We start from the raw sequence: 12968 nt of genomic DNA, 5'->3' as shown, positions 1-12968 counted from the left end.
TTTCCCCTTTTTTTAATTCCCTATTTTTTTGTAGCCTATTAGAAAGTGATATGACTTAATTTTATAAACCAGCGTCTGTTAATGTCCATGTTAAATCTGTTGTATATGATGAACCGACCGTTTTAGCTGAATTACCAGGTACTTTCAATGAGACAGCTTTACTTGCTGTATCTTTTGTAGCATCAGCATCGTAGACACCAAATGAATCTGTCCAAGTCCCCATACCTTGATCCTTACCAGCATCTAAGACAGCAACGTCAGCACCAATTGATGTTGTAATTGTAGCTTTAGCTATAGCTGGATCTGTTGTTCCGCCAATATTTTTAGAATTTAAAGTTTGTGTTCCCATACTTAGCTGTGCGCCATCTAAATCAGTCTTACTATCGTTAAATTGTTTTACTTGTTTAACTGACAATTTCCAGCCTTTATTTGATCCACGTTTATCTGTTACTTGTAGGTAGTTAGCTCTTGTAACTTCTTTACCATCTTTATCAGCTAATTTAACAGGTGCAGCGTAGTAAGTTGTATCGTCTCCAGAAACCTTATTTTTTGAACCAAAATCAAAGTTAGAAACGTAATCAATTGATAATGGGCCAGGTGTTCCTGGTTGAGGATTATCTGGGTCTGTTGGATCCGTTGGGCCTACTGGGCCTGTTGGATCCGTTGGATCAACGGGTGTTGTTGGATCTGTATTTTCCATAAATCCAACCTTACCTGTTGATGTATAATCTGCAGCATGTACTGCAGGTGCTGCAGCTAAACCTAATGTTGATAAAATAATTGCGCTTGTAACGATTTTAGTTGTTTTCATAATTTATTTCCCCTTTTAATTAATAACCATTTTTATTTTTTATTGACTAATTTAGATTTTATAAGTTAGCGTCTGTAAGTGTCCATGTAATATCTGATGTGTATTTTTCTGCAACTTTTTTACTATCACCAGGGATAGCTAATTTAACAGAAGCTTTGGCTTTAGCAGCATCTGTTGTTGCGTTACCAAAGGATTCAGACCATGTACCAGAACCTGCGCCATCTTTTGCTTGCATAACAACTTTGTCCCCTGATGTAGCTGAAATGTCAACGCTATTTGTTAATGTTGGTTTTGGTTTTGATGCGTTATTATCAGCATTAGTTGCTTCAGGATTAGATAACGTAATTGTTGTCCCATCTAATTCTGATTTTGTTGTTTCACTTGTAAATGCTTTTGCTTGTTGAACAGTAAGTTTCCAACCTGCTACTGTTCCACGGTTATCTGAAACTTGTAGGAAGTTTGCAAGATCTTTATCAGCTCCGGATGCATCTTTAACTGTCACTAATTGAGAGTCATATGTTTCGTTGTTACCTGACATCTTTTGAGCACCAAAGTTAAAGTTAGAAACATAATCGATTGATAATGGGCCACCAGTACCTGGATCTGTTGGGTTTGTAGGATCTGTTGGATCAATAGTATGTCCAGGATCTGTTGGATCCGTAATACCAGGATCTGTTGTACCATCATTTTTAGTCAATTCAATTTTACCGTGTGATGTATATGTTTGTGTTTCAGATGCATGAGCAGTTGTCATAATGGCACCTGTCACACCTACGCCTAATAATGTACTTAATAATAATTTACTTGAATTTTTCATCATTTATTTCCCCTTTATATAACCTTTTTTATAAGTTAGCATCTGTCAAAGTCCATGTTAATTCAGACTTATAAGCCCCTGCTACTTTGTTTGATTCAGCTGGAACAAGTAATGACACACTTTGTTTGGCAGCTGTATTATCTTTACCAAAACGGTCTGTCCATGTTCCCATACCTTTGTCGACCTTGGCTGTCATCACAGTAACTGCTTTGCCATCTGGATTGATGGCTGCTTGACTAGCTGTCGGCTGACTCATATTACTACTTCCGTTAGTTGTTCCATTCATTAACGTAATAATCGTTCCATCTAATTTATTTTTACCATTCATAAATGGATTGGTCTGTGCAACAGTTAGTTTCCAGCCTGCGTTTGAACCACGATTATCCGTTACTTGAACATAGTTTGGATATTCCCCAACCTTACCGTTTTTATCAACTAACTGGTCAAGTTGTGCATAATAAACACTGTCTTTACCAGAAATTTGTTGTTGACTAAATTGTAAGTTCGAAACGTAATCAATTGATAATGGTCCATCTGTTCCAGGATTAACTGGTTTAACCGGTTTTAACGGATCAGTTGGATTTGTTGGATCAACTGGCGGTGTACCGTCAGTATTTTTCACGAATTCAATAGTTGCATGCGACTGATAATTCACTGTTTCGCTTGCCAAAGCTTGCGTTACGGTAAAACCAGCCGGTACCATACTACCTAAAAGAACTCCCAAAATTAACTTTCTTTTTATCATCGTATCTACTCCCCTCGTCAGATTTTGATGTTTTTATAATATTAGCAAAATGCTAATGATTAACGTTAATTAAGCAAGGATTAGGATTAAGGCGCATCCGTTAGTGTCCATGTTATTTCCCCTGCATACTTACCTGCTTTAAGTGACATGTTGCTTCCATTAAGTTCAGCAACAACACCTTTATCGGCTGCCCAAGTGACATCTTTAGTTTCTTCTGTCTGACCTGAACCAACCTCTGTACTACCAGTATCTAAATCTTGTGCAGTTCCAGTTGCATCTATATATTTCAAAACACCTTTCAATGTGTTAGATCCATCTGTTAAAGGTTTTGAAACGCTAGCCTTCAATGTCCAAGCTGTTTTGCCTAGATTAGAAATTGATACAGTATTTTCAGCAGTACGTTGAAGATTGAAATTTTCTCCACTGTAAGGCAACATTACCCCATCTTTTGAACCAAAAGTCATTTCATCAGAGGCTGCAGTAATTGCTAAACCACCACCTGCAACTGTGATCTTAATCGTTTTTTCAACACCCTGAGCATTTACAATAACTGCTTCATAGTCACCAGCACTAGAAGTTGGTGTAAGTGTCGTTGATTTAACTGTAACTTTAGAATCAGCACCAGTTGATAGTATCCAACCTTTAGCCGAACTCTCTGTTAATATGAACTCATTTAATTTAGTCTCTGTTAATCCCGAGATAGATTTACTGTCCGTACTAAAATCCTTAGCGTAAACTACAGAATCACCATCAACGACGGTATCACCATCTATTACATTGACAGGAACGGCAACTTTAGCAGTTTCATTAGGTGTCACATCCGTATCCGTCAAAATCATATCTTGTATATAGAAACCAACTTTTGTGTTATCAAGTGGTTTATTTGATGGATTTGTAGGATCAATTTCTAATGTATGTTTATTAGTATTCATAATTGTTAAATCTTTGATTAATTTTGTTTCATCTATTGTAACGGTTCCGCCAACATCAATTTTTTGTGGAATAGCAGTTGCACCCAACTTGAATAAGTTGACAGTTACGGTAACTGGTTTTAATTGTTCGGTACCTCCAGCATCAATCGCAGTTACTATAACTTTATTTGCACCTACTTTTAATTTTGTAGGGTCAATCTTTGCAGAATAATCGACACCATCTTTTGTTGTTTCATAAGTATTCTCTGCTGGCGATGATATTGACCCATCTGGATACTTAATTTGAATGTATCCCTTTGTACTATCTTCATCTGAAACTTTACCTACAATTTTAAATGAATCTGTTTGATCCGCATAAGCATTAATTGTTGATGGTGTTACAGTTGCAACAGGTGGAATACTTGGTGTCGTTTCTTTATAAGTTAAGTAAGAACCTGTCGTTAATGTTTCTCCTGGGGCTAACGTTTTAGGATTAGCTTTTATTACAAAAGCACTATCTCCCTTAAACGGAGTATCTGGCTGACTAATGTCGTTGATAGCTATAATTTTATCAAGCACTGATGTCTCCATTCCAGTTCCTACAGCTCCACCTTTGAAATAACTACTTATATTTGATATATCTAATATACCAGTACCGGTAGCTTTCCCAGCTGAATAATTAGTCCAACCACCCAAGCTAGTATTATTACCGGGATCCTTCAATCTGTAATTCAAGGTATGTTTATCACTTACCATTTTAAATCCATTGTTAGGTCCCAAACTTTTTACAGGGACGTCATCCTTATCAACCAAAGTATCGACCCCCTGAGCTGCACCAATAGCTCGAGTTGCAGTATCATTATTTGTGATACTGAAATAACTATATATACCACCTGCTGCATCATACATTTCTTCAAATGTATAGCTCACCTTATATGTTACATCGTACATTGTAGCTTTGAATCCAGTACCATCATTATTTTTATAAAGATGGTAATCTGTAATTGGTCCAAGTTTTACAGCACTTTCAATTGTATTAGGCGTCGTGTTACTTTCTGCTGCATACCCATATCCACGATCTTTTGGAATAGCATTATTAATGATAATTCCATAAGACTTTCTTGGATTAGGATTTCTTCCACTGGCACCAACCTTCGTAAATGCCCAACTAGATGCATTACCCTGTTCACTGTAAGAATCGTTATTTGTCAGCGCACTTGGTTGGAAATTAAATGCTGCATTACCAAAATATAAAACAGGAGTCGCTGTATCATCTGCTTTTCCCGCGTTGTTTGTTGGAACACCATTTACTAACTTCCCGCCTCCTGTAAGTGACACATACTCATTTTTAGAATTTGATGCCACATCGGTAGTACTCCACTGAGTATTAATGGCCCCTTGTGATGGACCAACATAACCAGCAGCTGGTACTGCTGTCTCACTTTTTTTAGTCGTTGCTACTTTTTTTGTTGGTGCTTTCGTTACTTCTTCTTTAGTTGCTACTTCGCTTGTTATTTCTTCTTTTGTTGCTTTTATCGATGTACTTTTTTCGGTTGTTTTTTCAGAAGATGCTGTTTGAGGTTTAACGGTTTCATCTAGCTCTTTAGCTTGGACAGAAGTTCCTGGGCCCTCATTGTTAACCACGTTAACAATGCTACCTGTCATCACTCCTGCTAAGATAATTCCCGTCATTAACGTTGCTGAGATTCGTTCTTTTTTATTACTGTTATGCCCTTTCATTGTTTAGTCCTCCCCCTATAGTTGCTGCCTATTTATACCTAACATTACTATATTTAACTCATTAGTCTAGCTGATTAGTTGTGACCCCCTAGTCCCTCCTAATAGATTTATTCGTTAACTTAGCTGTAACCTAATCGCAAACTTATTATCTGGTTACTGCGACATAGCCAGTTTACCTATAATCTATTTAAATGTAAACATATTTTTTTAATTAAAAAATATTTATCTAATTTATGAAGTAACCGCTTTATCGATTTTGTTTTAATACAAAAGTAATTCATCAAAAAAAATGATGAATTACTTTTGCCAATTTACAGTTTATTTTGGTTACCCTTCACGAACTGGAACTACCGTTGCAAGACTTATTTCTGTCCCATTTGTTTCAGTTATATAAAGAAGTGTATAGGCTCCTTGTTCTGGAATTTGTACAGAGAAACTAAGATCTGACTGTACGACTGTTCTAGCAATTTCATTACCGCTTGCATCAGCAATAATAATTGTATTTCCAGCTGTTTCTCCAGTACCTGTTAAATATTTATCACTTTGATAATAAGAATCAACAGTTGGTTTAGCAATCGTAACATCTTTATGCTTAACTACCGTAGTTTTCACATCACTCCAACCAACACCTGTATTCTGACGAACACTAACTGTTGTATCTTCATGTTGTTTAGGAATAGTAACTTCGTAAAGTCCATTTTCATCAACGATACCTGTCCCTATAACTTTATCGCCAACTTTAACTTCAATTTTAGCACCTGGAACACCACGACCTGATACCGTTGTATCTGTATCAAAAATTGTTTCAACGGTTGGAATTTCTTTCAAAAGTGCCCAACCCGGGTCTAGGTGATATGTTGGCAACGTGTCAGAAGCATTATATGAACCCAACACGTCCCAATCAATTGGCGCACCATTTTTTACTAAACCACTATTAAATATATAACTTGAGTTATTTTCTGCGTCCGCTACTCTGATACCTGTATCTGTTACCATTTGCCCAATATCAAGAGATAAATGAACTTTGAAGTCGGCAAATGCAATCCAAGAATGAGATGGATTTTTGATTCGTAATGTTTTACCATTATCCTCAACTCGGATATCATTTTTATTATACGTATATTTACTTCCGTTATTAAATTGGAAATTTCCTGTTATATAATTATTGAACGAATCATGGTTAAAAAGTGGAACTAACTCTGAAGGAACTGACAAGACATAGTCTGTCGATTCATTAATTCCTGCCGAAATAATCGACTTTCCTTCATAATCAAAATCTAATGTACCTGTTGTCACTGTATTATTACCTTGTAAGTGTAGACCACTTGCACCCGTTCCAGATACTTTCATTGAGCCTCTTGTAATAACACCTAATTCTTTCGTACCTACTTTAGCTGTCGCCACCTGCTTTTCATGGTTACTAGCATCTACGGAATTATTAGCTACCCCTAAAATCATTACTGAATTCAATAATCCAACCACCGCTACCGTTTTAATCACATTCTTCTTTGTCTGACTCATTTCTACTTTGTTCATTTTATTCATCTCCTCTATTTTGGTTTATAAACAATTATTTGATACAGGCCCTCCATAAAAAAATTAGTTAGAGCATTACTAATACCTCCTTATATTTATATTTATTTTTTTATTAATACCTTAAACACAGCTTATCATGTTAACGCTTTCTTTTGCAAATTTAACCACTAGTATATTTTTAATTTTAACTAAATTGGACTTAGATAATAAGCAAAAAAAATAAGCTATCTTCATATAAATACGAAGGTAGCCTACTTTAATTTTAACTATTCTTTATTTTGATTGCTTTGAATCGTTATATTTAACCCATCCAATTAATCCTGCGGTTGATAAAAGAATAAATCCTATCATTGATAATCCTGATCCTTTTATTTCACCGGTTTGAGGTAATCTGTTTTGATTCGATGCAACATTCTTTGAGACAGGTGTTCTCCCGTCTGGATCTGGTGTCACCTGAGAAGTTGTTGGCATTTTACCTACAAATTCAATTCCCATTTCACTTGTATAACTAGCCGCTTCTGCGGTATTACCGAATGCACCTAAACTAAAAGATAACCCCAAAAGACCAATTACTAAAGTACTCGTTATTTTTTTCCCCATAACCATACCTCACCCATTTCGACTACTTATCTTCTTTTTCACCAGTTTGTAATTCTGATAAAATTTGTCGTTTTGCTTCTGCGACAGCTTCTTCTTTATCTTTTTTATTACGACGAACTAAGAACCAAATAATCAATAATACAAGTAGAAGTAAGAAGATTCCTGCAAGAATATACCACATTGTATAATCTTTTTCTAAGTCAACTGCCTTTTCGTTCAATTTATCTGCCGTTGCGCCATCAATTGTGAAGTTTTCAGTCCATTTCCACTTATTCACACCAGAAGTTGCCGTCATTTCTAGACGGTACTTACCAGGTTTAAAGGGTTGGTTGTCCCAAAAAATACCATAATTAAAATTCGTATTGGGAGCCATTGTCATATTCGAAGTGGTTGAAGCATGTAAGGCTTCATCCCCATTTCTTGAATAGACTTTTCCGGCTACCTTTAAATTACGAATAGGTGTTGTTGTTGGGTTTTGTAAATTTACCTTCAATGTATTACGGAAATTAACTGAACCTGGTTCAATTTTAAGTAATTTCATATCAGGTTTAACAACATCATCTGTTTCAGTTAACGTTGTCCCAATCACAAATGCATAACGGTTTTTAATTTGAACGTTACTCTTTGATTTTTTTTCACTATCTTTGTCGATCTTTTCATAGAAGTATAATCCACCATCGATTTCGCCATTAAATTTCTTAGCGGGCATTGTGATATGGAACGTATGCACAACACTTTTCTTGGCTGGAATTGTCACTTCTTTATCCGACTTAACAATTGAAGATAGAGGATTTACCATTGTTTTATCAAGTTTTGGTTTCACATGACTATATTCAACCACACCGTTATCGTTGGTTACAGCTGTATTTGCCTCAGCCATTACGACAACTGCTTTATTAGTCGAATTTTTCAATGTGACAGTAACATCTTGTTTCTGATTAGGCTTCATTTTTAAATTAAAATAGGTTTGGCGCTTATCAACTTGATTACTTGGAAGATTTGCAGTAACGGCAAAGTTCATTTCAGCAGCGTTCGCTTTTTGAACTTGTCCACTAAATAAAACCAATCCTGCCACAAACGCCATTATGATTCCAAAAAATTTTTTATTCAATGTAAAAATCCTCTTTCTTTTCAAATTAGCTTTATGGAGCCGCTATCAATGTCCATTTCAACGTTGATGTATAAGCTTCTTTTGTTTTCACAGTGGTACCAGGAACAAATAACGACACTGCATCGTTTCCTGTAGAGTTAGTTCCCGCTTTATCAGTACCCATAGCAAGTGTCCAAGTACCGAACGGATTATCACTATTACCATCTGTCGTACTAACAACCGAAACAGGAGTACCACCAGTTCCTGTAAGTTTAACGTTACCTGGTAAGTCCCCGCTTAGCCCTAAACCTGGATTTTCACTATGTGCTTCGATATTCTTAATATTTAGTACAGCACCTTTAAGCACGTTCCCGCTAGGACTTTTAAAAACAGTGTTACTAACACCTAATGACCAATTACCCGTTGTATTATTTGTGACCTGGGCGTAATTAGGTACATTATAATAATCTTTATCTGTTAGGTTTTGTGTGTCCCACACTCCACTTGAGTCACGACGGTTAGTCATGTCAGCTACTTTATCAAAAGTTGCATAGTAGGTTTTATTACTCCCCGAGATATCCTGTGCCCCAAAATGAAAACTAGAAATATAATCTATTCTTAAGTCTCCAGTTGTTGGCGTAACTTGATTGAGTGGGTGCACTGGTTTTGATGGATCTAACGGATCAACAGGACCAGACTTTTCAAGTAATGTTAAGTTAGCTGATGATATCGCAGTTTTTCCATCAGTTGCAACTGCTGCATCGGCTACTGAATTTACCATCATCGAAAATGCAAGGAGGGGGACAATGGCTACTGCTAGTCGTATATTTTTTTTCAAGCTCATTGTTTTAACCTATCCCTTTCTGCATTTTATAATGCTGCGTCTTTTAATGTCCATGTAATTGTTGATGTATATTTTTCATTTAATTTACTTGTTGCACCAGGTACTTCTAAAGTTGCTTTAGTAACAGGTAATGTGTTAGGCCCCATACCTTTATCTTTAGCTGCATCTACTGCTGGAACAGCTTTAGATGAACCATCTAAAAGCATAGTTGCTGCAGGATTAGCCACAAACTTTGCCCCATTACCATTAATAATTGAACCATTTGTTAAGGTTAACTTAGCACCATCAAGTGCCGTACCCGTTGCCGTGGCAAATTGTGTATTTGCAACTGTTAAATTCCAACCGACATTTGAGCCACGGTTATCATCAACTTGGATATTAGCATCCTCTGGTTTAGCGCCAAAAGACGTTTGTTCATAAGTTTTTGTTGATCCACTAATTTCTTGATCCCCAAAATCAACACTCGGTGCACTGATTAGCTTAAGTTCGCCTGCCCCAGTAGCTGGATTAGCTACGAAGTTAACATCACCTGTTGTGCCTTTTGTAATATCGGCAGCATGTGCTGCAGGTGCTAATGTTGAAAATAACGTAACTGCTAAAAGTGCTGATGTTGCAATTGCTGCTTTTTTCATAATTAATTTCCCCTTTGGTTTAACTTACTTCTAATCTTTTTATAGACCTGCGTCTGTTAATGTCCATGTTAAGTTAGTTTTGTAACTTGTTCCAATTGATTTAGCTGTTTTACCAGGTACTTCTAATGAGATTGCTTTCATTGAAGCATCTGTATCTGTTCCATCGACATATGTGCCAAATGAATCAGTCCAAGTACCCATACCTTGACCCTTAGCAGCACTTACAACTTCAACATCTTTTCCAACAGTTGGTGTAATAACACCACTATTTAAAGCAGTTGGGATTGTTGTCGTGTCACCAATATTTGAAGAATTAAATGTTTGACCGGTCATTTTTAATTGCGCACCAGCCAACTCAGAAGTCCCATCATTAAATTGGGCATCTTGATTTACTGAAAGTTTCCAACCACCATTTGTACCACGGTTATCAGTTACTTGTAAGTAATTAGCACGTTTAACCTTATCACCTTTACTATCTGTAGCTGAAATTGGTTGTGCATAGTAAGTTTCTGTAGAACCAGAAATCTTATGATCAGCACCAAAATCAAGATTAGAGATGTAATCAATCGATAAAGGTCCATCTGTACCAGGTTTGATTGGATCTGGATCTGGATCTGGTGTAATTGGATTTGTTGGATCGATTGGATCTGTGGGATTTGTTGGGCTTGTGCTTCCTGCGACAAAACCTACTTTACCTGTTTCATTATATGTTTGTGTATTATTTGCGGCATGTACAGCTGGTGCTGCAGTCAAACCTAATGTTGTTAACGCAATTGCACTTGCAACGATTTTTGTTGTTTTCATTTTAATTTCCCCTTTTATTGATTCCCTCTATTTTTTAATAACCTAGTTGATACAGGTTTACATCCCTGCGTCAGTAATTGTCCATGTTAAATCAGTGGTATATGGTTTAGCTTCTTTAGCTGAATTACCAGGTACGGCTAATGAAACAGCCTTCATTGCTGTATCCTTTGTAGCATCTGCATCATATACACCAAATGAATCTGTCCAAGTACCCATACCTTGACCCTTAGCTGCATTCAAGACTTCAACAGCGCTACCAGGTGTTGCTGTAATTGTAGCATCGGCTATAGCTGGGGTTGTTGCATTAGTTACACTATCCATATTTTTAGAATTTAATTTTTGTGATCCCATTTTTAATACTGCACCATCTAAATCTGCTGAGCCATCATTAAATTGTTTTTCTTGTTTAACTGAAAGTTTCCAACCAGCATTAGTACCACGTTTATCCGTTACTTGTAAGTAAGTAGCATATTTAGCACCACTAACTGCTTTGACAGGTGCAGCGTAGTAAGTTGTATCGTCCCCAGAAATTTTGTTTTCACCAAAATCAAAGTTAGAAACGTAATCAATTGATAATGGTCCATCAGTACCAGGACTAACAGGAGGAACAGTTGGTTCTAATGGATCAACGGGTTTATCTGGATCAACTGGGTTAACGGGTGGTGTTTTATCATCATTTTCTGTAAAACCAATCTTACCTAATGATGTGTAATTTTCTGTATGGTCTGCGGCATGTACAGCTGGTGCTGCAGTTAAACCTAATGTTGATAAAATAATTGCGCTTGTTACGATTTTAGTTGTTTTCATTTTAATTTCCCCTTTTAATTAATAACCTTTTTTTATTGATAGAATTAATTCTTATAAGTTAGCGTCTGTAAGTGTCCATGTTAAATCTGATGTGTATTTTTCTGCGACTTTTTTGCTATCACCAGGGATAGCTAATTTAACAGAAGCTTTAGCTTTATCAGCGTCTTTAGTTGCATTACCGAATGCTTCAACCCAAGTACCAGAACCTTCGCCATCTTTAGCTTGCATAACAACTTTATCACCTGATGCAGAAGAAATTGCAAGGTTATCTGTTAAAATTGATGGTGCTGGTTTTGTACCATTTTTATCAGCATTATTTGCTTCAGGGTTAGATAACGTAATTGTTGTGCCATCTAATACTGATTTTGTTGTTTCACTTGTAAATGCTTTTGATTGTTGAACTGAAAGTTTCCAGCCAGATACTGTACCACGGTTATCTGAAACTTGTAAGAAGTTTGCAAGGTCTTTTTTAGTTCCAGCTGTTGGGTTATCTGTTGTTGCTGCAACTAATTCCGAGTTATATGTTGTATCATTACCTGTTACTTTTTGTGTACCAAAGTTAAAGTTAGAAACGTAGTCAATTGCTAATGGGCCACCAGTACCTGGGTTCACTGGGTCTGTTGGATCGATAGTATGTCCTGGATCTGTTGGATCAGTAATACCAGGGTCTGTTGTTCCGTCATTTTTAGTCAATTCAACGTTACCATGTGATACATAATCTTTTGTTTCTGATGCGTTAGCTGTTGTAACAGCTGTTCCTGTAATACCTAATCCAAGTAATGCAGCGAATAATAATTTATTTGTTTTTTTCATAATATATATTTCCCCTAATCTCTTTTTTTATAGTTTAGCATCTGTCAAAGTCCATGTTAGTTCAGACTTATAAGCCCCTGCTACTTTTTTCGACTCAGCTGGAACAAACAATGAAATACTTTGTTGAGCAGCTGTATTATCTTTACCAAAACGATCCGTCCAGGTCCCCATACCATTGTCCAACTTAGCTGTCATCACAGTAACTGCCTTACCATCTGGCTTAATTGCTGCTTGACTATCCGTCGGTCTATGCAGGTTACTACCATTAACAACACCATTCATCAACGTGATAACCGTTCCATCTAATTTATTTTTACCATTCATAAATGGATTGGTCTGTGCAACGGTTAATTTCCACCCTGCATTTGACCCACGGTTATCCGTTATCTGAACATAGTTTGGATAATCTCCGACTTTACCGTTCTTATCAGCTAACTGGTCAAGTTGTGCATAATAAACACTATCTTTACCAGAAATTTTTTGTTGACTGAATTGTAAGTTCGAAACGTAATCAATCGATAACGGACCTGGCGTCCCCGGATTAACAGGTCTAACTGGTTTTACCGGATCCGTCGGATTAATTGGATTAACAGGTCGTGTTTCATCAGTACTTCCAACTAACTCAATAGTCGCATGCGATTGATAGCCCACTGTATCGCTTGCTGAAACTTGCGTTACGGCGAAACCAACAGGTACCATGCTTCCTAAAAGAATCCCCATAATTGTACTTCTTTTTAGCATCGTATTTTCTCCCCTCGTAAGATTTTGGTAGTTTTTAATATTAGCAATATGCTAACGATTAACATTAATTAAACAAG

General features: G+C 36.6%; 13 protein-coding genes. All 13 read right to left on the bottom strand.

Annotated features, from left to right (window positions below):
• Positions 1-61 precede the first annotated feature (61 nt).
• Positions 62-811 carry a WxL domain-containing protein gene (locus AC1RPR_RS04860; protein WP_481761457.1) on the bottom strand — a complete coding sequence of 250 codons (750 nt, stop codon included), beginning with the start codon at positions 809-811 and terminating at the stop codon, positions 62-64.
• A gap of 58 nt (positions 812-869) precedes the next feature.
• The gene (locus tag AC1RPR_RS04855) at positions 870-1631 is read right to left on the bottom strand and encodes a WxL domain-containing protein (protein ID WP_481761458.1); all 762 of its coding nucleotides are present in this window, start codon (positions 1629-1631) and stop codon (positions 870-872) included.
• Positions 1632-1656: 25 nt separating this feature from the next.
• Positions 1657-2373: a WxL domain-containing protein gene (locus tag AC1RPR_RS04850; RefSeq protein ID WP_481761459.1), complete on the bottom strand. Its 717-nt coding sequence runs from the start codon at positions 2371-2373 to the stop codon at positions 1657-1659.
• A gap of 86 nt (positions 2374-2459) precedes the next feature.
• Entirely contained in the window at positions 2460-5024 is a 2565-nt protein-coding gene (locus AC1RPR_RS04845) for a hypothetical protein (protein WP_481761460.1), read from the bottom strand.
• Positions 5025-5351: 327 nt separating this feature from the next.
• Positions 5352-6560, bottom strand: a complete 1209-nt coding sequence (locus AC1RPR_RS04840; protein ID WP_481761461.1) for an Ig-like domain-containing protein — start codon at positions 6558-6560, stop codon at positions 5352-5354.
• Positions 6561-6833: 273 nt separating this feature from the next.
• Positions 6834-7160 carry an LPXTG cell wall anchor domain-containing protein gene (locus AC1RPR_RS04835; protein WP_481761462.1) on the bottom strand — a complete coding sequence of 109 codons (327 nt, stop codon included), beginning with the start codon at positions 7158-7160 and terminating at the stop codon, positions 6834-6836.
• Between the two features lie 22 nt (positions 7161-7182).
• Positions 7183-8271 carry a WxLIP family cell surface protein gene (locus AC1RPR_RS04830; protein ID WP_481761463.1) on the bottom strand — a complete coding sequence of 363 codons (1089 nt, stop codon included), beginning with the start codon at positions 8269-8271 and terminating at the stop codon, positions 7183-7185.
• A 31-nt stretch (positions 8272-8302) separates the two neighbouring features.
• Positions 8303-9088, bottom strand: coding sequence for a WxL domain-containing protein (locus AC1RPR_RS04825; RefSeq protein WP_481762186.1), 786 nt, complete (start codon positions 9086-9088; stop codon positions 8303-8305).
• 32 nt (positions 9089-9120) lie between these two features.
• Positions 9121-9726 (bottom strand): WxL domain-containing protein, encoded by a 606-nt coding sequence (locus AC1RPR_RS04820; protein ID WP_481761465.1) that lies wholly within the window; start codon positions 9724-9726, stop codon positions 9121-9123.
• Positions 9727-9765: 39 nt separating this feature from the next.
• Complete coding sequence (locus AC1RPR_RS04815; protein ID WP_481761466.1) at positions 9766-10530, bottom strand: WxL domain-containing protein; 765 nt, start codon at positions 10528-10530, stop codon at positions 9766-9768.
• 57 nt (positions 10531-10587) lie between these two features.
• The gene (locus AC1RPR_RS04810; RefSeq protein ID WP_481761467.1) at positions 10588-11337 is read right to left on the bottom strand and encodes a WxL domain-containing protein; all 750 of its coding nucleotides are present in this window, start codon (positions 11335-11337) and stop codon (positions 10588-10590) included.
• A 51-nt stretch (positions 11338-11388) separates the two neighbouring features.
• Positions 11389-12150 carry a WxL domain-containing protein gene (locus AC1RPR_RS04805; protein ID WP_481761468.1) on the bottom strand — a complete coding sequence of 254 codons (762 nt, stop codon included), beginning with the start codon at positions 12148-12150 and terminating at the stop codon, positions 11389-11391.
• Positions 12151-12177: 27 nt separating this feature from the next.
• Positions 12178-12891 (bottom strand): WxL domain-containing protein, encoded by a 714-nt coding sequence (locus tag AC1RPR_RS04800; RefSeq protein ID WP_481761469.1) that lies wholly within the window; start codon positions 12889-12891, stop codon positions 12178-12180.
• Between the last annotated feature and the right edge of the window lie 77 nt (positions 12892-12968).

This window comes from Dellaglioa sp. CoH-57-MRSF-22 (genome assembly GCF_056781895.1).
This window is presented reverse-complemented; position numbering and strand designations above follow the sequence as displayed.

What these genes read in the sequence shown, in the direction of transcription:
- AC1RPR_RS04860 (WP_481761457.1), bottom strand. Translation starts at nt 811, where the DNA reads ATGAAAACAACTAAAATCGTTACAAGCGCAATTATTTTATCAACATTA.
- AC1RPR_RS04855 (WP_481761458.1), bottom strand. Translation starts at nt 1,631, where the DNA reads ATGATGAAAAATTCAAGTAAATTATTATTAAGTACATTATTAGGCGTA.
- AC1RPR_RS04850 (WP_481761459.1), bottom strand. Translation starts at nt 2,373, where the DNA reads ATGATAAAAAGAAAGTTAATTTTGGGAGTTCTTTTAGGTAGTATGGTA.
- AC1RPR_RS04845 (WP_481761460.1), bottom strand. Translation starts at nt 5,024, where the DNA reads ATGAAAGGGCATAACAGTAATAAAAAAGAACGAATCTCAGCAACGTTA.
- AC1RPR_RS04840 (WP_481761461.1), bottom strand. Translation starts at nt 6,560, where the DNA reads ATGAACAAAGTAGAAATGAGTCAGACAAAGAAGAATGTGATTAAAACG.
- AC1RPR_RS04835 (WP_481761462.1), bottom strand. Translation starts at nt 7,160, where the DNA reads ATGGGGAAAAAAATAACGAGTACTTTAGTAATTGGTCTTTTGGGGTTA.
- AC1RPR_RS04820 (WP_481761465.1), bottom strand. Translation starts at nt 9,726, where the DNA reads ATGAAAAAAGCAGCAATTGCAACATCAGCACTTTTAGCAGTTACGTTA.
- AC1RPR_RS04815 (WP_481761466.1), bottom strand. Translation starts at nt 10,530, where the DNA reads ATGAAAACAACAAAAATCGTTGCAAGTGCAATTGCGTTAACAACATTA.
- AC1RPR_RS04810 (WP_481761467.1), bottom strand. Translation starts at nt 11,337, where the DNA reads ATGAAAACAACTAAAATCGTAACAAGCGCAATTATTTTATCAACATTA.
- AC1RPR_RS04805 (WP_481761468.1), bottom strand. Translation starts at nt 12,150, where the DNA reads ATGAAAAAAACAAATAAATTATTATTCGCTGCATTACTTGGATTAGGT.
- AC1RPR_RS04800 (WP_481761469.1), bottom strand. Translation starts at nt 12,891, where the DNA reads ATGCTAAAAAGAAGTACAATTATGGGGATTCTTTTAGGAAGCATGGTA.